Here is a 19,962-nt window from a genome sequence, read left to right as displayed (position 1 = left end):
CCTCTGGTGGACGCTGTTTTCATGTGGCGACGCAACACCTGATTTCGTTTCAAATGGATGTCTTTGGGTCTATAATCGGCGAGCGATTGTTTGCAATGTCTCAAGCACAATTGCGCGATTGGGCAAATTTATAGTTTGTTTTAAGGACTTTCATGAGCGACGCACATAACGAATCCGCAATCCGCACTCCCAAGCAGCTCGTCGCTGCCGTGGCTGGGTTCTTCCTCGTCACGGTCATTGGAATCATTTTGCTGGTGTCGTTCGTCACCACCGAAAAACTGACTGGCGCTGGTTCCGATAGCCAGGACAGCAAGGCCATCGTCGCCCGCCTTCAGCCAGTGGCCGACGCCGGCTACACTTTCCGCGATGCCAGCGCGCCAAAAGTACTGCAGTCCGGTGAGGCGGTATTCGCCGCCATCTGCGCTGCCTGCCACGCCTCCGGTGCCGCAGGTGCGCCCAAGCTTGGCGATAGTGCGGGCTGGGCCGCGCGCATTGGTCAGGGTTACGATATCTTAGTCAAGCACGCCATCGAAGGGATCCGCGCCATGCCTGCCAAAGGCGGCAACCCCGATCTCGACGACATCGAAGTAGCGCGAGCCGTTGTCTACATGACTAACAAGAGCGGCGCTGCATTCAAGGAGCCGGTCGCGCCTGCCCCCGCTAGCTCAGCAGGGGCCGCCGAAGCGGCCCCTGCTGCCGCCGTTACTCCTGTTGCCGTTGCTCCAGCAGCTGCAGCTGCCGCAGTAACTGTGCCAGCCATTCTTGCCAGCGCCGACAGCGGCAAAAAAATCTACGACGGCGCCTGCGTTGCGTGCCACGGTGCAGGCATCGCAGGCGCGCCCAAGTTTGCCGACAAGGCTGCTTGGGCGCCACGCCTGGCACAAGGAAATGCAGTGCTGTATGAGCACGCGATCAAGGGATTTCAAGGCAAAGCTGGGGTAATGCCGGCAAAGGGAGGTTCCTCCGCTACTGACGCCGAAGTCAAGGCAGCGGTCGACTACTTGGCGAGTGCGGCAAAGTAGGTGCGCGTGGCTGCGCCCTTTCAGAGGGCGATTTGAAATGGCACGCGAAACATCAGGTAACTAGAATCAGCCTAAGAGATTGACTCGGTGGTCGGAGTCGTCGCTGGCGCAACTGATAAAGGGATGTCGCGATGTTCGTCGAGCAGTTGCCAATCGGTGGTGAGCCATGCCGCGGGCTCATGCCTTGCCCGCGCTTGCCACCTATCGCCCCCGGCGTCCGCGTACTATCGGCATAGGCTCTTAACCCGCCTGCGAGGTCGCGCAGTTCACCGTTGCACTTTTCACTGCGTCATCGCAAGCAAGAGAATTGACGTCATGGAGGGCGACTGCAGCTACGCCGCGCGGCGGGTACCGACGTGATCGCTTCTGTCGTCATCGCCATCGCTGCGCGCGCCTTCCATTTCCGGGATGCCAACACCAATCACACGGCAATGCACGCTACGAAGAATTCCCCGCGCTGGATCCGGCTTTCACCAAAGCGAGTAAGGCCTCTTATTTATCATCGTTAGCCATTGCCGTAGGGCCCAGATGTCCATTCGATACGACTGATGTTTTTTTGCCCCAAGTTGCATTTAAATAGATGCGTGCTGGCGATTCGATAAGGTAGTAAGAGGCAATACCGCAAGTAATACCTAATAACGCACCCAGCCCGGGATGCAGTCCCTCAGCTTGAAGCAAATAAAATGGCTGCTGCCACAAATAAATCGAATAGGACCACAGTCCAAGTAAGCGCAATGGCTTCCATGAAATACATGCCAAGGTCCACCGGCCAGCCTTGCCCAGCGTTCCGATACAAATAGCAAGCGCAAATGAACCAATTATTATTCTTATGGGAAAAGGGAGAGACCACCACTGCACAGCCGCTGCGACGAAAAACGTAAACGGAGCGATCATCCAATCAAACCGACTCGGCAAGCGCGGCAATAGCATAAAAAGTCCAGCTGCAAAAATCGGTAGAGCTGCGACTTCACTCCGATGTGTCAGCGAATAAATTTGAACGTCCGGCGCCGTGAAGTAATAGATCATACATATGCTGACTATTGCGCCAATCAAAAAAAGTAGAGAAGTTATTATTCTTACACGACCAATCCTCGAAAGAATAGCAAGCCCGGACAACACAATATAACTATGTTCTTCTACCGAAAGCGACCAGATATGACCAAGAGGCATTTGATCGCCGCCTTCTTGAGTATAGTAATTCTTAGTGAATGTAATTGCGCTGAAAAATTCCTCCCATCTAACATCGTGGTGCGAGAAAATGAATATTAGTGTCGTTATAGCTAAGTAAGACAGAAATGCGGGAAAAATCCTGGAGACCCTTCGCCTGTAAAATACCGGAATCGGAACGTTATCGATAATTAATATTTTTGTCATTAACAGTCCTGACAAAACAAAAAATAGATTGACGCCAAAATTACCAACATTTATTCCGGGAATCGGGAAGAAATGTCCCACTAATAGCAGCGCAACCGCGAGGCCGCGCCAACCATCAAAATAAAGCAATTTTCCGTTAGGATTCATAAGGGTACGTATCGATATTGACAATGACTTCAATTTTAACTTGGATTCACAAATAAAATTTTATTGAAATTGTTTGTGTTGCAAAATTTTACGTAATATTGCTATCCAAAATGCAAAAATTTCTGCCATCAGCTGCGCTGCTGACTTGACCAGCCGATTACCGGACAGTGATAATTTAAGCGAGTGATAATCAGAGGCGGACGTCACTAAATCGCATCTACCTGCGCTTGAAATGTTGATGTGGATATAAAAATGGCCGCTAGAGCGGCCATTTTCTCCGGCTAAGTACTCATTACCAGATGATGACCCGATCCTTCGGCGCCAAATACATCTTGTCACCCGGCTTGACCTTGAAGGCCTCGTAGAAACCTGGCTGGTTCATCAACGTGCCGTTGGCACGGAACTGGCCCGGTGAATGCGGGTCGGTTTTGACTTGCACGATTTGCTGCGCTTCACGCATCTTCATGCGCCACACCTGGCCAAAGCCCATGAAGAAACGCTGGTCGCCCGTCAAGCCGTCGATCACGGGGGCTTTTTTGCCTTTGAGAGACAATTTATAGGCCTTGTACGCAATCGCCAGACCCGAGTTGTCGGCGATGTTTTCGCCCAGGGTCAGTTCGCCATTGACGGGGTAGCCAGGCAGCGGGCTGTAGCCGCTGTACTGCTTGACCAGCATCTTGGTCTTCACTTCGAAGTTCTTGTGGTCGGCCGCAGTCCACCAGTCACGCAGATTGCCGTCGCCATCGTACTGGGCGCCCTGGTCGTCGAAACCGTGACTGATCTCGTGGCCGATGACGGCGCCAATGGCGCCATAGTTGACGGCGTCGTCGGCACTGGCATCAAAAAATGGTGGCTGCAGGATCGAAGCCGGGAACACGATCTCGTTCATTTCCGGATTGTAGTACGCGTTGACGGTTTGCGGCGTCATGCCCCATTCGTCGCGGTCGATCGGTTTGCCCAGTTTATTCAGTTCGCGATTGCTCTCGAGCACGCGCGAGCGCATGACGTTGCCCACCAGGTCGTCACGCTTGACCACCAGCGCCGAATAATCTTTCCACTTGTTGGGATAACCAATTTTTGGGGTAAATTTTGCCAGCTTGGCCTGCGCTTCCTTGCGGGTCGCCGGACTCATCCAGTCGAGCTTGTCGATGCTCGATTTATAGGCCGCCAGCAGGTTCTTGACCAGCACTTCCATGCGCGCCTTGCGCTCGGCCGGGAAATGTTGTTCAACATACAACTTGCCCAGGCTCTCGCCCAGCGAACCCTCGACGGTGCTGACGGCGCGCTTCCAGCGCGGCCGCATTTCCGTCACGCCCGACAACACCGTGCCATAGAAGGCAAAGCGTTCGTCAACAAACGGCTTTGACAGGAAATTGGCGTAGGAGCCAATCAAATGAAATTGCAGATACGCTTTCCAGGTGTCGAGCGGCGTCTTGGCCGACAATTCGGCAAACCCTTTTAAGTAGCTGGGCTGGCTGACGATGACGTAGCCCACCTTCTGGCTGATGCCGGCGGCGGCCAGGTAACTGACCCAATCGTAGCCGGGCGCCACTTCTGCCATCTTTGCCAGCTCGACCTTGTTGTACGTCTTGACGGGGTCGCGGTTTTCTACCTTGGTCCACTGGACTTTCGCGATCTCGGTCTCGAAATCGACGATTTTTTTGGCGTTGGCGGCGGCGTTGGCGTCGCCCGCCAGCGTCAGCATTTTTTCCACGTGAATCCGATATTTTGCCAATGCATCGGCCAGCTTGGCGTCATCGGCCTTCAGGTAATAATCGCGGTCGGGCAGGCCGAGGCCGCCCTGCGACAGGTCGGCCACATACTTGGTCGAATCCTTGGCATCCTGGTGAATACCGAAATCGTAAGGCACGCCCACGCCCAGCTGGCCCAGGTGCGCCAGCAGCGCCGGCAATTCGGCCTTGTCCTTTAGAGCGGCAACGCGCGCCAGCTCGTCGGTCAGCGGGCTCAAGCCACGGGCATCGACGGTTTTCTCGTCCATGAAGCTGGCATAGTAATCGCCAATGCGCTGGGCGTCAGTGCCAACCGCAGGGCTGCCACTGGCCGATTGTTCGATGATGGCGCGCAGCTGCGGCTGGGTGTCGTCATCGAGCTTCTGGAACGAACCCCAGCTTGACTTGTCGGCAGGGATCGCGGTTTCCTTGAGCCACTTGCCATTCATGTGGCTGAAAAAATCGTCCTGCACCCGCACTGCCGGATCGACATATTGAACGTCGATACCGGAAGCGCTGCCGGCCTTGACTGCGGTCTTGGCGACGTCGGCTTTTGCTGCGCCAGCGGCGCTGGCGTTGCCCATGACGGCGAGGGCCCCCATGATGAGGGCACTGATAATAGTTGGTTTCACGTATTCTCCGCGTATGTTGTTATTGATTTCAATCTAACGATACAAGGCAAGCGCCGGCTGCGGCGCTTCCCGGCGACATCACCTACAGTCTTACCAGATGATCACGCGCTTGTCCGGCGCCACATACATCTTGTCGCCCGGCTTGACGTCAAAGGCTTCATAGAACGCCGGCTGGTTGACCATGGTGCCGTTGGTGCGGAATTGACCAGGCGAATGGGGATCCGTCTTGACCTGGACGATCTGCTGTTCATCGCGCATTTTCATGCGCCACACCTGGCCGAAGCCCATGAAGAAACGCTGGTCGCCGGAGAAGCCATCGATGACAGGCGCCGGTTTGCCACCGAGCGACAATTTGTAGGCTTTATAGGCGATCGCCACGCCCGAGTTGTCGCCGATATTTTCGCCCAGCGTCAGGGCGCCGTTGACGTTGTAGCCAGGCAGCGGGCTGTAGCTGCTGTATTGCGCCACCATGGCATCGGCCTTGGCCTGGAAGCGGGCCCGGTCTTCCTTGGTCCACCAGTCACGCAAATTGCCATCGCCATCGGACAGGCTGCCCTTGTCATCAAAACCGTGGCTGATTTCGTGGCCAATCACGGCGCCGATGGCACCGTAATTGACGGCGTCGTCGGCGCGCATATCAAAAAACGGTGGCTGCAGGATCGAGGCGGGGAAGACGATTTCGTTCATCGACGAACTGTAGTAGGCGTTGACGGTTTGCGGCGTCATGCCCCATTCTTCGCGGTCGATGGGTTTGCCCAGCTTGTTGATGCCGCGGTTGTAGGCAAAGGTGCGCGCACGCATGATGTTGCCGGCCAAATCGTTGGGCTTGATGGTCAGCGCCGAATAGTCGCGCCATTTGTTCGGGTAGCCGATTTTCGGCGTGAACTTGGCCAGCTTGGCTTGCGCTTCTTTCTTGGTTTCCGGGCTCATCCAGTCGAGCGTGTCGATACTTTCCTTGTAGGCGGCCAGCACGTTGGCCACCAGTTGCTCCATGCGCGCCTTGCGCTCGGCCGGGAAATACTGCGTCACGTAGACGTGACCGACCGCTTCACCCAGCACGCTCTCGACAGTACCCACGGCGTTTTTCCAGCGCGGCTGGTTTTGCTTGGTGCCCGAGATGACGGTGCCATAAAAGGCGAAATTGGCGTCATAAAAATCTTTCGACAGATACGGCGAATAAGTGCGCAGCAACTGCCAGCTGAAATACGATTTTAAGGTTGCCAGATCGGTCTCGGCCAGCACCTGGTCCATCGCTTTCAGATAGCTGGGCTGGCCGACGATGACGTAGTCGGTCTTGCCAGCCACGCCGGCGCCGGCAATGGCCGATTTCCAGTCGTAGCCGGGGGTCAAGGCGGCCAGTTCCGTAAAGCTCATCTTGTTGTAGCGCTTGACGGGGTCGCGATTCTCGACCTTGGTCCATTGCGCTTGCGCCAGCGCGGTTTCCAGCGCAACGATGGCTTTTGCTTCGGCAGCGGCGTTCTTGTCGCCAACCATGCCCAGGGTGGTGGCCACGTACTGCTCGTATTTCGACAGCGCTTCGGCCAGCTTGGCGTCATCCTTCTTGAGGTAGTAATCGCGATCGGGCAAGCCCAGGCCGCTCTGGCTGATGCTGACGGCGTAGACGGTCGACTTGCGCGCATCCTGCCCCACATACATGCCATACGGCGTGGTCACGCCGATCTGGCCCAGGTGCGCCATCAACGCCGGCAAGGCCTTTTTATCCTTGACCATGCGAATACGCTGCAACTCGCCTGCAAGCGGCTTGTAACCGAGTCCATTCAGGCGACTCTCGTCCATATAGCTGCCGTACAGGTCGCCGATTTTCTGCATCTCGGTGCCGGGCTGCTTTTTTGGATTTTTTTGTGCCGCCTCGATAATGCCCTGCAGCTGGGGATTGAGATCGTCGCGCATCTTGGCAAAGGTGCCCCAGCTTGCCTTGTCCGCCGGGATTTCCGTGGTGCGCAGCCACTCGCCGTTCAGATACGTAAAGAAGTCGTCCTGGGCGCGGACGGACGGATTGATGTACTCCTTGGCGATCCCGGAAATGGGCGCCGTCGGCGAAGCCGGTTCAGCGGCAAAGGCGAAGGCACTTGCCAGGCTGAAGGTCAGGGTGCTGAGCAGAAATGGTTTCAATGCAGTGTCCTTTTGGGGCAGGGAGAGGAGGCCGGCGGATCGCCGAAAATGTAGCGTATCACACCACACGTGGCCTTGGCTCACCGTCCAGTGACAGCAGCGCGAAAACGGTTTATCCGCCCGGCCCGCCGGCGCCCATGCCGCCGCCCATACCGCCGCGTTTGCCACCGCCGCCGCTGCGCTTGTCGCCCTTGTCGGCGCCACGCGGGGCGTTGTGATTCGGCTCTGCCGCCACCCGCATCAGCTGCTCACCGATCATGCTGGCGACCTGCTGGCGCTGGTTGTCATCGAGCGCATCGTTTACTTCCAGCCACATGGCGCGCAACTGCTGGTCTTCCTGGGCGGTTGCTGCGGCTTCCGCATCGAGGGCGCTGTTGAGATCGCGCAGCTCGACCCTCGGCAAGGCCACGCCACTTTTGAGCGCTTCCTGCAACCGTTCGCGACGGCCCTGGCGCTCGCGCAACAAGGCCTTGCTGCGGCTTTCCACGCGCTGCCACAAGGACAGTTGATTGGGGGTCAATTTAAGTTCGTGGCGAAATTCGGCGGCCATCGGCACCAGGTCTTCGGCGCGCATGTCCATCACCGGGGTGGCGACGGCAACACTGCACACACCAGCAAACGACAAGGCGACAGCGCCAACCAGGCGGCGCAGTTTAAACGGTTTCATGGACAACTCCAGGCGTAAAAAAGCCCACGGGATTTCCGTGGGCAAACCACTTTTGGGTGGGAGGGATAACGCCAGATCACTATAAGCTGGCAATTCGGCAACGCTATGCGCAATTACAAATTCTTACGGCTAAGGTACAGTTGGAAACATGGCTTAACCGGTCTTTACATCCGGAAAGCCACAGGCATGGCCTATACTTTCGCTCTCCGCCCATCGAAAGCCGCCATGTTCAGCTGGGACACGCCCGCGCCATTTATGTTGCCACTGACAGCGCAAGGGGCCGATATCGACGGCCTCGGCCATACCAACAATACCGTCTACGTGCAGTGGTGCGAACAGGTGGCCTGGGCCCATTCGCATCGACTGGGTTTAGGCATCGACGACTACCGCCGGCTCGACCGCGCGATGGCGATCCGCAGCGCCAGCTACGATTACCTCCTGCCCACCTTTGAAGGCGAGCGGCTGACACTCGGTACCTGGCTGGCGGGCGGCGACGGCAGGCTGAGCATGCGACGCCATTTTCAGCTGGTGCGCGATGACGATGGTGCCACCGTCATGCGCGGCCACTGGGATCTGGTGTGCATCGAACTGGGCAGCGGCAAGCCAAAACGCATGCCGGCCGAGTTTGTCGCCGCGTATGTGCAGCCCAAATAAAACAAGCCGGTGCATGGGCACCGGCCTGAATGATGGGAGATTGCCAGCTTGGTTACTTAGTTATTAAGCTGCTTGGCACCGGTCAAATCGTTTTTGTACGAATCAAAAATGCCGACCAATGCATCACGCATGGTGAACTTCGGCGCCCAACCCAGTTCGCTCATGGTGTTGTCGATCTTCGGCACGCGGTTTTGCACGTCCTGATAACCCTTGCCATAGTATTCGCCCGAGGTCGTCTCGACGATCTGCACCTGCTTGGCCGAGGTCGCATACTCGGGGTACTCGGCCGACAGGTCCAGCATCATGTGGGCCAGCTCGCGGATCGAATAATTGTTGCTTGGGTTACCGATGTTATAAATCTTGCCGCTGGCAACGCCGCCTTCGTTGGCGATGATGCGCACCAGCGCGTCGATGCCGTCATCGACATAGGTGAACGAGCGCTTCTGGGCGCCGCCATCGACCAGCTGGATGTTTTCGCCGCGCACGATGTGACCGAGGAACTGGGTCAGCACGCGCGACGAGCCTTCTTTTGGCGTATGGATCGAATCGAGCCCGGCGCCAATCCAGTTGAATGGACGGAACAGGGTGAAATTGAGACCTTCCATGCCATAGCCCCAGATCACGCGGTCCATCAGCTGCTTGGAGCAGGCGTAGATCCAGCGCGGCTTGTTGATCGGGCCATACACCAGCGGCGAATTTTCCGGATCGAATTCGGCGTCCGGGCTCATGCCATACACCTCGGACGTCGACGGGAACACCAGGTGCTTGCCGTACTTGGCGGCCGAACGGACGATCGGCAGATTGGCTTCGAAGTCGAGTTCAAAGACGCGCAGCGGGTCCTTGACGTAGGTCGACGGCGTGGCGATCGCCACCAGCGGCAAAATGACGTCGCACTTCTTGACGTGGTATTCGACCCACTCCTTGTTGATGGTGATGTCACCCTCAAAAAAATGCAGGCGCGATTTGAACGCTTCGTTGGCCAGCAGGTCGCCGATGCGGTCCGACTGCATGTCCATGCCGTACACGTGCCAGTCGGTCGTTTCCAGGATGCGCTTGGAAAGGTGGTGGCCGATAAAGCCATTGACGCCGAGGATGAGGACTTTTTTCATTTTGAGGGGCACGTGTAAGGCCAGAAATGTGATCGTCGATTATACCATTGGCATATTTGACCGCCAGTGGCCCCCCAAATACCGCCAGCGGGCCGATACACATGGAAAATCGGGGAGTGCGAGCCCCAGCGATCGGCTCTATACTGAACGGGTCCTGCCCCCTCCAACCGCGTTCCCCACCAGTTCCTCATGGGTCTCTCTTTTAAACAGGCTTGCCTTGTCGCCTTGGGCCTCGCTGTCGGCCTGTCGGTATCGCTGCAACTGTCCGCCCTGGCCCAAAAAACCGTCGAGCCGAGCATGCCCATCGACGATCTGCGCCAGCTGGCCCGGGTCTATGGCGTCATCCGCCACGACTACGTCGAGCCGGTCGACGACAAGAAGCTGCTCGTCGACGCCATCGGTGGCATGGTTGCCGCGCTCGATCCCCACTCCGCCTACCTCGACAAGGACGCTTACCGCGAGCTGCGCGAAGGCACCGAAGGCCGCTTCGTTGGCCTCGGCATCGACATCGTCCCCACCGACGATGGCAAGCTGCTGGTGGTCGCCCCGATCGAAGACGCGCCGGCCTGGCGGGCCGGCGTCAAGGCCGGGGATTTGATCAGCCGTATCGATGACGTCGCCATCGCTGCCATCGGCGCCGACGAAGCGGTCAACCGCATGCGCGGCGAAGCGGGCACGCAGGTGGCGCTGACCATCGTGCGCGCCGCCGCCGCCGCCACCACCACCACCATCGTGCGCATCACGCGCGCCGAAATCGTCCAGCACAGCGTGACGGCGCGCATGATCGAACCCGGTTACGGCTGGCTGCGGGTGGCGCAATTCCAGGAGCCGACGGTGGGCGACCTGGTGGCGCGCCTGGCCGCCCTGTACCGGCAGGATCCGGCCATGAAAGGACTGGTACTGGACTTGCGCAACGATCCCGGTGGCGTGCTGCAAAGCGCGGTTGGCGTCGCCGCCGCCTTCCTGCCACGCGGCGCGCTGGTGGTGGCCACGCGCGGTCAGCCGGCCGCCTCGCACCAGCAGTTTCGCGCGCGCGCCGACGACTATATGCTGCAGCCGGGCGCCGATGTGCTGGCCAGTCTGCCGGCCGCCGTCAAACGGCTGCCGCTGGTGGTGCTGGTCAATAGCGGCTCGGCCTCGGCCTCCGAAATCGTCGCCGGCGCCCTGCAAGACTACCGGCGCGCCACCATCATGGGCAGCCAGACTTTCGGCAAGGGCTCGGTGCAAACCGTGCTGCCCTTAACTGGCGAAGCCGCCGTCAAGCTGACCACCGCGCGCTACTACACGCCACATGGCCGCTCGATCCAGGCCACCGGCATCATCCCCGACCTCGCCATCGACGACCGCAGCGTCGACGACAGCGCAGGCGCCGCCCGCAACGGCCGGCGCCTGCGCGAAGCCGATTTGCCCCAGCACCTGAGCAACGGCAGCACGCTGGCGCTGCACGCATCACCCAACGACGCCCTCGACGATGACGTCGAGGACGGCGAGCGGGCGGCAGCCGACTACGGCAGCGCCAGCGATGTACAGCTGCGCCAGGCAATTAACCATTTAAAAGGTTTGCCCGTGCGGCTGGCGGCCCGGCGCCCCTGAGCGGCAGGGTGCAGACGGCGCCCATCGACGCCGCTCAAGCCGGCAATCGGGCAATTGCTGGGCACGCGCGCGCCTGTGTAAAATACGCGAAACGGTTTTCTCACCAGTTTGATCACCGGCCCAGTTACCAGCACGTATCACCTATCCGCGGTCAAACCGGCGCTCCCCGCGGCGCCGTCACCAGAAAGCACGACCATGAAACAAGTTGTCATCAGCGGCACCGGCCTGTTTACGCCGCCCTACGCCATTTCCAACGAAGAGCTGGTCATCGCCTTCAACCGCTATGCCGAACAGTTCAATACCACCCACGCCGACGCCATCGCCGCCGGCGAAGTGATGGCCATCGAAGGCTCGAGCGCAGCGTTTATTGAAAAAGCCTCCGGCATCAAGTCGCGCTACGTGATGGAAAAGGCCGGCATCCTCGATGCGGCGCACATGACGCCGCGGATCGCCGAACGCGGCGACGAGCAATTGTCGCTGCAGGCCGAAATGTGCGTCGCTGCCGCCAACGAGGCGCTGGCACGCGCCGGCCGCACGGCCGCCGACATCGACATGGTGCTGGTCGCCTGCAGCAATCTGCAGCGGGCCTACCCGGCCATGGCGGTCGAAGTGCAGGCGGCGCTCGGCATCGATGGCTTTGGCTTCGACATGAACGTGGCCTGCTCGTCAGCCACGTTCGGCATCCAGACGGCGATGGCGGCCGTGCAGACGGGCCAGGCCCGTGCGGTGCTGGTGCTCAATCCTGAAATCACCAGCGGCCACCTGAATTTCCGCGACCGCGACAGCCATTTTATTTTTGGCGACGCCTGCACCGCGCTGGTCATCGAGGCCGCCGATACAGCCGTCAGCGCGCACCAGTTCGAGATCGTCGAGTCGAAATTGAAAACGGCGTTTTCAAACAACATCCGCAACAACTTCGGTTTCATGAACCGCTTCGATGAAGCCGGCGCTGGTCAACCGGATAAACTGTTTAGACAGCAGGGCCGCAAGGTCTTCAAGGAAGTCTGTCCGATGGCTGCCGACACCATCCGCGCCACGGTGGCCGCCGCCGGCGTCGAACTGGCCGAGGTCAAGCGCTACTGGCTGCACCAGGCCAACCTCAACATGAACCTGCTGATCACCCGCCTGCTGCTGGGCCGCGACGCCGAGCCCAGCGAAGCGCCAGTGATCCTCGACACCTACGCCAATACCTCGTCGGCCGGCTCGATCATCGCCTTCCACAAGCACCAGGACGATTTAGCGGCCGGCGCGCTGGGCGTGATCTGCTCGTTTGGCGCCGGCTATTCGATCGGCTGCGTGGTGGTGCGCAAGAAAGCCGCCTAGCCGCAGCAGGCATTACAGGCTGGCCGCCAGCACGGCCCCTTCGCGGATGGCCCGCTTGGCATCGAGTTCGGCGGCCAGCGCGGCGCCACCGATCTTGTGAAAGGTCGGCCCGCCGCTGGCGCCCGCAGGCGGCATCAGTTCAGCGAGGCTGTCCTGGCCGGCGCAGATGATGACGTTGTCGACCGCCAGCAGCTGCTGTTGGCCAGCCACGCTGATGTGCAGGCCGGCGTCATCGATGCGCTCGTACTGCACCCCGGCCATCATCTTGACGCCGCCGCGCAGCAAGGTGGCGCGATGGACCCAGCCGCTGGTTTTGCCGAGGGCCGCGCCCGGGCGCGATGCTTTCCGCTGCATCAGCCACAGCTGTCGGCGCGGCGCCGCCACCACCGGCGCCGTCAAGCCGCCCGGCGAACTGACCGTCAGATCGACACCCCACTCGCGCGTCCACTGCGCCAGCGGCAGCGGCAGCGCCGCGCCGTCGTGCAGCAGATATTCGGCCACATCAAAGCCAATGCCGCCGGCGCCGATGATGGCGACCTTCGCGCCCACCACCGCGTGGCGCTCGAGCACATCGAGGTAAGAGAGCACCTTCGGATGGTCGATGCCGGCAATGGCCGGCAGGCGCACGCGAATGCCGGTGGCGACGATGACGTGATCGAACTGCTGCAGGTCGGCCGCGGTGACGCGGCAATTGAGCACCAGCTTGACGCCGGTGCTTTCAATTTTGCGGCCAAAGTAGCGCAGCGTTTCGGCAAATTCTTCCTTGCCCGGGATTTGCATGGCAATTTTAAACTGGCCACCAATGGCAGACGCACTATCGAACAGGGTGACCTCGTGGCCGCATTCAGCGGCAACGGTGGCTGCCGACAAGCCGGCCGGCCCGGCTCCCACTACCGCCACTTTTTTCGCTTGCCGCGCCTGGCGATACACCAGTTCCGTCTCGTGGCAGGCGCGTGGATTCACCAGGCACGACGCGCGCTGGTTGGCAAAGGTGTGGTCGAGACAGGCCTGGTTGCAGCCGATGCAGGTATTGATGTCGTCGGCGCGGCCAGCTGCGGCCTTGTTGACGAAGGCGGCGTCGGCCAGAAACGGCCGCGCCATCGATATCAGATCGGCGTCGCCGCGCGCGAGGATGGCCTCGGCATCGGCCGGCATATTGATGCGGTTCGACGCCACCACCGGGATGCCCACCTGCTGGCGCAAGCGTCCGGCCAGCGAGGCAAAGGCGGCGCGCGGCACCGAGGTGACGATGGTGGGAATGCGCGCCTCGTGCCAGCCATAGCCGCTGTTAAGAATGGTGACGCCGGCGCTTTCGAGCGCTTTGGCCACCGTCACCACGTCATCCCAGGTGTTGCCGCCATCGACCAGGTCGAGCAGGGAATGGCGGTACATGATAATAAAATGCGGCCCCACGCGGGCGCGGATGCGCTTGACGATGTCGACCGCCAGGCGCATGCGCTGCTCGATGGCGCCGCCCCAGGCGTCGCTGCGGGTATTGGTGCGCGCGCACAGGAACTGGTTCAACAGATAGCCTTCGCTGCCCATCACTTCGACGCCGTCATAGCCGGCCGCCTGCGCCAGCGCGGCGCAGCGCGCATAGGCGGCGATAGTGCGCTCGATACCGCGTGCACTCAGGGCGCGTGGTTTAAATGGCGAAATGGGCGATTTTTTGGTCGACGCCGACACCACCAGCGGCTGGTAGCCATAACGGCCCGCGTGCAGGATCTGCATGACGATCTTGCCACCTTCTGCGTGCACCGCGCGCGTCACCTTGCGGTGATTAAACACGTCGCCGGTAAAATTCATGGTGCCGCCAAACGGCAGCAGCCAGCCCTCGCGGTTGGGCGAGATACCGCCGGTGACGATCAGCCCGACCCCGCCGCGAGCGCGCTCGCGGTAAAACGCCGCCAGTTTGTCGTAGTGATAAAAGCGGTCTTCCAGCCCGGTGTGCATGGAGCCCATGATGACGCGGTTGCGCAAGGTGGTAAAACCGAGGTCGAGCGGGGCGAGCAGGTGCGGATAGGGGCTGGTCATGGCAATCTGAAGGTCGAATAAAGTGGGCATTCTTCGGCGCGCGGCGGCAGCAACGTTACAGTGGTGTCCCCCGCACGATTGATGCGCGGTGCCGCAACTGCCACAGTGCATGTTACGCTCGGTTAATGGCTCGGCTCATGTTTACCCGTTTATTTCGTTCGCTGCTGCTGGCGTGTGTCCTGGCGGCCACTGGCGCTGCCGCGGCCGTGCCCGCGCTGACGTCGGCTGCGGCGGCGCCGCTGGAACTGACGGTCGAGCGCATCGCCGGTGCCGACGGCAGCGCGCTCTACCAGATTGCCTCGAGCGGCACGGTAGCAGCTTCGCCGGCGACGGTGTGGCGCGTGCTGACCGATTACAACCGCATGGCCGACTACGTGCCCGACCTGAAAAGCGCGCGCGTGGTGGCGCGCGATGGCGACAAGGTGATCCTCGAGCAGCACGGCGCGGCGCGCATGCTGTTTTTCAGCCGCGACATCCACCTGATCGTCGAGGTGCACGAACAGGCACCGCACCGCATCGATGTCAGCCTGATTGATGGCGACATGAAAGTCTACCGCTGCAGCTGGGAAATTAGCGCGGTGGCGGCCACCGGTGGCAGCCGTATTTTATACAACGCCAGCATCGAGCCGAAGTTTTATGTGCCGGGGCTGGTGGGGACGAGCATGGTGCGCAAGGATATTGCGAAGATGATGACGGCAGTGTTGCTCCACCTCGACCGCGCGCAATAAGCGAGCGCGGCCAGCCACTCAGGCGGCGTAACTGCCGCGCTGGCGGATTTCGGCGAAACTGTCGATATTGCCGATCTTGACCGTCAAGGCATTCATGCGCGGTTGCGGCGACATCGGTCGCCAGGCAAATTGCCATTCATGTTCATGGGCTTCGGCCAGCGACTTGGTAAACAGCGCGCCGAGGGCGGCGCGGGCGCCGTACTCGATGGCGCCATCAATACCGGCCCAGCTCGGTAACGTTTTTTGCACGGCGCGGTGCAGCCGTTCGCCAAATTCTTCCGTGTTGTGGATCACCAGGCAGGCGCCTTCGGGGGCGTACTGGTCGAACAGCACGCCATCCCAGCGGGTGGAAAATGCCAGCACCAGCGCGCCGTTGGCGGGCATCAGGCGAAACTGGCCCTCATGCAGGGCGGCGTCGAGATCGGCGCGGCCGGCGTAACGGTGCAGCGTGGGGGGGCGTTGGTAGTCATGCATGATAAACATCCGAATATGAGGGAGCGCGCGCAAAAATAAGCGCGCCAAAATCAAAATAAAAGCGCCCCGCTTTACGAATGGAGCGCGCGGCGCGCATTATGCGCCAGCCGCATGTGTTTGGAGGCGATAAAAATTTCGCGCAAGAGGAAGCAAAAGCTGCCGATCAGGCCCACCATGGCCAGCACGAAGCAGCCGGCGATGTAGCGGTCGAGCGGCAGGCTGGTGGTGTCACCGAGAAACAGCATGGCGATCACCAGGCAAATCAGCAAGCCGCAGCCGGTCGACAGGGTAATGGCGGCATTGATCAGATGGGCACGGCCATACAGGATGTCGAGCTCGGTCACATATTTCGCTTCGGCGGCAATTTCCAGCCGGTCTTCCAGCACCCGCGAGCGGTCAATGATGCGGGCCAGCCGGTTGGTCAGCACGGTCAGCTTGGTGGCCACGCCGGTGAGCAGGAATACCGGGGCAATCGCCAGCTGGATCACGTGGCCGATGTCGGCGATCTGAATGTTCATGGCCGCAATCTCCGTGTTGTTAAATAGTTGGCGTCGGCGCCAGTGTAGCAGCCCGGCCCGGCGCCGTAACTTGCGGCTACTACCTAATCAAATTGGCCATGACGCTTGAATTGCTCGGTGGCCGCCACCAGCGCGGCCGCAATGCCCGTTTCCAGCGCGCCATGGCCGGCGTCGGCGATCATTTTCAGGCGCGAGCCGGGCCAGCCCTGGTGCAGGCGGTAGGCCGATACCGGCGGGCAGATGACGTCGTAGCGGCCCTGCACAATCACCGCTGGCAGGTGCGCAATGCGCGGCAGATCGCGCAGCAACTGGCCCTCTTGCAGAAAACCGAGATTAGCCATGTAGTGCGATTCGAGCCGGCCGACACCGAGGTCGAGCGTGTCAGACGCCGCTTCCTCCGGCTGCGGCAGCAGGAACACGCGGCGACCCTCGAAGCGGCTCCAGGCGCGCGCGGCCGGCCAGTAGCGCGCCGGATCGTCGCTGAGCATGCGGCTGGTATAAGCCTTCAGCAGATCGGCGCGCTCGGCCACGGGGATGGGGGCGACAAAGTCGTCGTAGAGCTCCGGATAAAACGCTTCGATGCCGCGCAAGAACCAGTCGATCTCGCTGGCGGTACACAGAAAAATCCCGCGCAGCACGAAGCCGAGGCAGCGCTCGGGACAGGCCTGGCCGTACGCCAGCGCCAGCGTCGAGCCCCACGAGCCGCCGAACACCAGCCACTGCTCGATATCGAATTTGCGGCGCAGCGTTTCGATGTCGTCGATCAGCAGCGCGGTGGTGTTATTTTTCCACTCGCCCAGCGGCGTCGATTTGCCGGCGCCGCGCTGATCGAACAGGATGATGCGGTAGTGTTGGGGATCAAAAAAGCGCCGGTGCTGGGGCGACAGGCCGGCGCCCGGGCCACCGTGCAGGAACAGCACGGGCACGCCGCGCGGGTTGCCCACTTCTTCCCAATAAATGGTATGCCCGCCGCCCACTTCCAGCATGCCGTGGCGGTTGGGCAAAATAGGCGGGAACAGCGAGGTGGGGCTGGGCATGGGCGGTCTTTTCTCGAATGATGCGCCGATTGTAGCGCACTGACGGCGCGCTCAAAAGCAGGGTGTATGGCGCACTGCAGCGGGGCGCGGCCGTCGATCGCCGGCCGCGCCAGCAGTCGGCGGTGGCACATGCATTGCAGCGGTATGTCGATCGACGGTGCACGCAAAAAAATGCCATAAAAAGGGACGGGCCGCGATCGCCTGCGACCACGTCCGTCCCTCTGTTGCGCGTGGCCCCGGCATGCCAAGGCCGATCACCGCATTACCGCATTACGACATGTGTTGCCCACCATTGATGGCGATATTGGCGCCCGTCACAAAAGCGGCCTCATCGGACGACAGGTAGGCCACCAGTCCCGCCACTTCTTCCGGTTTGCCCAGGCGCGCCATGGGAATTTGCGGAATAATTTTGGTATCGAGCACTTCTTTGTCGATCGCCATCACCATCTTGGTGCCGATATAGCCTGGCGAAATGGTATTGACGGTGACGCCCTTGCGCGCCACTTCCAGCGCCAGTGCCTTGGTAAAGCCGTGGATGCCGGCTTTGGCGGCCGAATAATTGGTCTGGCCGAAAGCGCCCTTCTGGCCGTTGACCGACGAGATATTGATGATCCGGCCCCAGCCGCGCTCGACCATGCCATCGCACACCGGCTTGGTCATATTAAAAATCGAATCGAGGTTGGTGCGCATGACCAGATCCCAGTTCGGCTTGTCCATTTTTTTGAACGTCATATCGCGCGTGATGCCGGCATTATTGACCAGCACGTCGACGGCGCCCACCTCGGCGGTGATGCGGGCAATCGCCCGTTCGGCCGAATCGTAATCGGCGACGTCGCATTCATAGGCGCGAAATTCAAAGCCCATATCGCGCGTTTGCGCCAGCCAGCTGTCGACTTTGGTATTACCGGGCGAATAGGTGGTGACCACCTTGTAGCCGAGGGCGGCCAGCTTGATACAGACCGCTTCGCCCAAACCGCCCATCCCGCCTGTCACCAGTGCAACTCGTGTCATGTCTGTGCTCCTCTTTTGTTTTAAGTTTTATTTTGAAAATGCTCGCTGATTGACCGCTGCCACGCGCTTGCCCTGACAAGCGTCGCCAAAGGCGGGGGACGCCGTGGGGCGAGCGGCACTGGCCATCTCCGCAATGTTGCCATTTACATCAACCACATTAATCGCGCTCGACCGCCAGCGCGACCCCCATGCCGCCACCGATGCACAGGCTGGCCAGGCCGCGCTTGGCATCGCGCCGCACCATTTCATGCAGCAAGGTCACCAGTACACGGGCACCGGACGCACCGATCGGGTGACCGAGCGCGATGGCGCCGCCGTTGACGTTAATTTTATCGGTATCCCAGCCCATTTCCTGGTTGACGGCGACGGCCTGGGCGGCAAACGCCTCGTTAATTTCCATCAGGTCGACGTCTGCATGGGTCCAGCCGGCCTTTTGCAGGCACAGGCGGGTGGCGGAGACGGGTCCCATGCCCATCACGGCCGGGTCGATGCCCGACGAGGCATATGCCTTGATACGCGCCAGCGGCGTCAAGCCCAGCGCCCTGGCCTTCGAGGCGCTCATCATGATGACGGCGGCAGCGCCGTCGTTCAAGCCCGAAGCATTGCCGGCGGTAACGCTGCCTTCCTTGTTAAACGCCGGCCGCAGGGCGGCCAGCGCCTCGAGCGTGCTGCCATGCTTGGGGTATTCGTCGCTGTCGAAGACGGTGACGCCTTTTTTGCCGGGGATCTCGAGCGGCAGGATTTCGTTTTTGAATTTGCCGGCCAGTTGCGCCGCTTCTGCCTTGCGCTGCGAGGCCAGGGCAAACGCATCCTGCATGGCGCGCGTGATGCCGAATTTGGCGGCCACGTTTTCGGCGGTGACGCCCATGTGGTAATGGTTAAAGGCGTCCCACAGACCGTCGACGATCATGGTGTCGACCAGCTTGGCGTCGCCCATGCGAAAGCCGTCGCGCGAATGGGGCAGCACGTGGGGCGAGGCGCTCATGTTTTCCTGGCCGCCGGCGATGACGATCTCGGCGTCGCCACAGAGGATGGCCTGGGCCGCCAGATGGGTGGCCTTGAGGCCGCTGCCGCAGACTTTATTGATCGTCATGGCTGGCACCATATTCGGCAGGCCAGCCTTGATGGCGGCCTGGCGCGCCGGATTCTGGCCCGCGCCGGCAGTGAGCACCTGGCCCATGATGACTTCACTGACGGCGCCGCCATCGATTCCGGTTTGCGCCAGCAACTGGGCGATGACGTGGGCGCCCAGATCGACAGCCGGGATTTTGGCGAGGGCGCCGCCGAATTTACCGACCGCGGTGCGGCCGGCGGCGACGATGACAACTTGTTCCATGGTGGTCTCCGATGAATCTGGCTAGGCCAGCAACTATGATGGGCTACGGTGTAAATATTTATACCGGCCGCGCAATGGCGCCGGCTTGTATCAATGTACACCAGCGCCCGTACGCAAAACCGGTCACCAGCGAATTTGATGCGGACCGCATCGAAAATGTGACAGGCATTTACAAAATTAACCGCCCATCTATTACAAATGCGGGATCCATCAATCAGACCAACGGCAGCGCCAAATAATCCCTGCTAACGCAATAATTCTTTAAGCATTTGATTCAAATCAATCTTATCAGCAAATTTAATGAAAACAATCAGGGATTACCCCACCTCGTTATACACAAGTCCGAAGCGCCGAACGCCGGAGCTGAAAAATCGTTTACTTTCAATGACTTGCAGCAGCCCTTGTAAACTTGATCGTTTTCGCGTTTACTCTCGTCTTTT

Annotated in this window: 17 protein-coding genes; 6 read left to right on the top strand and 11 right to left on the bottom strand. The window is 60.4% G+C overall.

What is annotated here, in order from left to right; genetic code table 11:
- Positions 1 to 152 precede the first annotated feature (152 nt).
- On the top strand, positions 153 to 1,022 hold the full coding sequence (locus ACP7BZ_RS19280) for a c-type cytochrome (RefSeq protein ID WP_426116145.1): 870 nt from the start codon (positions 153 to 155) through the stop codon (positions 1,020 to 1,022).
- A 492-nt stretch (positions 1,023 to 1,514) separates the two neighbouring features.
- Here ACP7BZ_RS19280 and ACP7BZ_RS19275 read toward each other — a convergent pair whose 3' ends face one another.
- The 4 genes from ACP7BZ_RS19275 to ACP7BZ_RS19260 all read right to left on the bottom strand — a co-directional run bounded on the left by ACP7BZ_RS19275 (position 1,515) and on the right by ACP7BZ_RS19260 (position 7,705).
- A complete protein-coding gene (locus tag ACP7BZ_RS19275; protein ID WP_426116143.1) occupies positions 1,515 to 2,543 on the bottom strand; it encodes an acyltransferase family protein in 1,029 nt (342 codons plus the stop codon).
- Between the two features lie 292 nt (positions 2,544 to 2,835).
- Positions 2,836 to 4,875 (bottom strand): M13 family metallopeptidase, encoded by a 2,040-nt coding sequence (locus tag ACP7BZ_RS19270; RefSeq protein WP_426116462.1) that lies wholly within the window; start codon positions 4,873 to 4,875, stop codon positions 2,836 to 2,838.
- Positions 4,876 to 4,995: 120 nt separating this feature from the next.
- Complete coding sequence (locus tag ACP7BZ_RS19265) at positions 4,996 to 7,038, bottom strand: M13 family metallopeptidase (protein WP_426116141.1); 2,043 nt, start codon at positions 7,036 to 7,038, stop codon at positions 4,996 to 4,998.
- Between the two features lie 112 nt (positions 7,039 to 7,150).
- The gene (locus tag ACP7BZ_RS19260; RefSeq protein WP_426116139.1) at positions 7,151 to 7,705 is read right to left on the bottom strand and encodes a hypothetical protein; all 555 of its coding nucleotides are present in this window, start codon (positions 7,703 to 7,705) and stop codon (positions 7,151 to 7,153) included.
- Between the two features lie 186 nt (positions 7,706 to 7,891).
- Here ACP7BZ_RS19260 and ACP7BZ_RS19255 point away from each other — a divergent pair, with 186 nt between their 5' ends.
- The gene (locus ACP7BZ_RS19255; protein ID WP_426116137.1) at positions 7,892 to 8,359 is read left to right on the top strand and encodes an acyl-CoA thioesterase; all 468 of its coding nucleotides are present in this window, start codon (positions 7,892 to 7,894) and stop codon (positions 8,357 to 8,359) included.
- A gap of 56 nt (positions 8,360 to 8,415) precedes the next feature.
- On the opposite strand, the gene ACP7BZ_RS19250 is transcribed toward ACP7BZ_RS19255, so the two are convergent.
- Positions 8,416 to 9,468: a bifunctional UDP-4-keto-pentose/UDP-xylose synthase gene (locus tag ACP7BZ_RS19250; protein WP_426116135.1), complete on the bottom strand. Its 1,053-nt coding sequence runs from the start codon at positions 9,466 to 9,468 to the stop codon at positions 8,416 to 8,418.
- A gap of 189 nt (positions 9,469 to 9,657) precedes the next feature.
- Between ACP7BZ_RS19250 and ACP7BZ_RS19245 the strand changes: the two genes are divergently transcribed.
- Both ACP7BZ_RS19245 and ACP7BZ_RS19240 read left to right on the top strand, forming a co-directional pair.
- The gene (locus ACP7BZ_RS19245; protein WP_426116133.1) at positions 9,658 to 11,061 is read left to right on the top strand and encodes a S41 family peptidase; all 1,404 of its coding nucleotides are present in this window, start codon (positions 9,658 to 9,660) and stop codon (positions 11,059 to 11,061) included.
- Positions 11,062 to 11,256: 195 nt separating this feature from the next.
- The gene (locus ACP7BZ_RS19240; RefSeq protein WP_426116131.1) at positions 11,257 to 12,384 is read left to right on the top strand and encodes a beta-ketoacyl-ACP synthase III; all 1,128 of its coding nucleotides are present in this window, start codon (positions 11,257 to 11,259) and stop codon (positions 12,382 to 12,384) included.
- 12 nt (positions 12,385 to 12,396) lie between these two features.
- On the opposite strand, the gene ACP7BZ_RS19235 is transcribed toward ACP7BZ_RS19240, so the two are convergent.
- Positions 12,397 to 14,418 (bottom strand): FAD-dependent oxidoreductase, encoded by a 2,022-nt coding sequence (locus ACP7BZ_RS19235; protein WP_426116129.1) that lies wholly within the window; start codon positions 14,416 to 14,418, stop codon positions 12,397 to 12,399.
- 137 nt (positions 14,419 to 14,555) lie between these two features.
- Between ACP7BZ_RS19235 and ACP7BZ_RS19230 the strand changes: the two genes are divergently transcribed.
- Positions 14,556 to 15,146, top strand: a complete 591-nt coding sequence (locus ACP7BZ_RS19230; RefSeq protein WP_426116127.1) for an SRPBCC family protein — start codon at positions 14,556 to 14,558, stop codon at positions 15,144 to 15,146.
- Between the two features lie 18 nt (positions 15,147 to 15,164).
- Here the strand turns inward: ACP7BZ_RS19230 and ACP7BZ_RS19225 are convergent, their stop codons facing one another.
- The 5 genes from ACP7BZ_RS19225 to ACP7BZ_RS19205 form a co-directional block, all read right to left on the bottom strand.
- Positions 15,165 to 15,620: a hypothetical protein gene (locus tag ACP7BZ_RS19225; RefSeq protein ID WP_426116125.1), complete on the bottom strand. Its 456-nt coding sequence runs from the start codon at positions 15,618 to 15,620 to the stop codon at positions 15,165 to 15,167.
- A 71-nt stretch (positions 15,621 to 15,691) separates the two neighbouring features.
- On the bottom strand, positions 15,692 to 16,138 hold the full coding sequence (locus ACP7BZ_RS19220; protein ID WP_426116123.1) for a DUF2721 domain-containing protein: 447 nt from the start codon (positions 16,136 to 16,138) through the stop codon (positions 15,692 to 15,694).
- 83 nt (positions 16,139 to 16,221) lie between these two features.
- Complete coding sequence (gene pip / locus ACP7BZ_RS19215) at positions 16,222 to 17,175, bottom strand: prolyl aminopeptidase (RefSeq protein ID WP_426116121.1); 954 nt, start codon at positions 17,173 to 17,175, stop codon at positions 16,222 to 16,224.
- Positions 17,176 to 17,445: 270 nt separating this feature from the next.
- Positions 17,446 to 18,186 carry an acetoacetyl-CoA reductase gene (gene phbB, locus ACP7BZ_RS19210; protein ID WP_426116120.1) on the bottom strand — a complete coding sequence of 247 codons (741 nt, stop codon included), beginning with the start codon at positions 18,184 to 18,186 and terminating at the stop codon, positions 17,446 to 17,448.
- A gap of 157 nt (positions 18,187 to 18,343) precedes the next feature.
- The gene (locus tag ACP7BZ_RS19205; protein WP_426116118.1) at positions 18,344 to 19,522 is read right to left on the bottom strand and encodes an acetyl-CoA C-acetyltransferase; all 1,179 of its coding nucleotides are present in this window, start codon (positions 19,520 to 19,522) and stop codon (positions 18,344 to 18,346) included.
- A gap of 35 nt (positions 19,523 to 19,557) precedes the next feature.
- Here ACP7BZ_RS19205 and ACP7BZ_RS19200 point away from each other — a divergent pair, with 35 nt between their 5' ends.
- Positions 19,558 to 19,761 carry a hypothetical protein gene (locus tag ACP7BZ_RS19200; RefSeq protein ID WP_426116116.1) on the top strand — a complete coding sequence of 68 codons (204 nt, stop codon included), beginning with the start codon at positions 19,558 to 19,560 and terminating at the stop codon, positions 19,759 to 19,761.
- Positions 19,762 to 19,962 lie beyond the last annotated feature (201 nt).

It is taken from the genome of Massilia sp. PWRC2, assembly GCF_049896725.1.
Classification (GTDB): domain Bacteria; phylum Pseudomonadota; class Gammaproteobacteria; order Burkholderiales; family Burkholderiaceae_D; genus JAFCUW01.
This window is presented reverse-complemented; position numbering and strand designations above follow the sequence as displayed.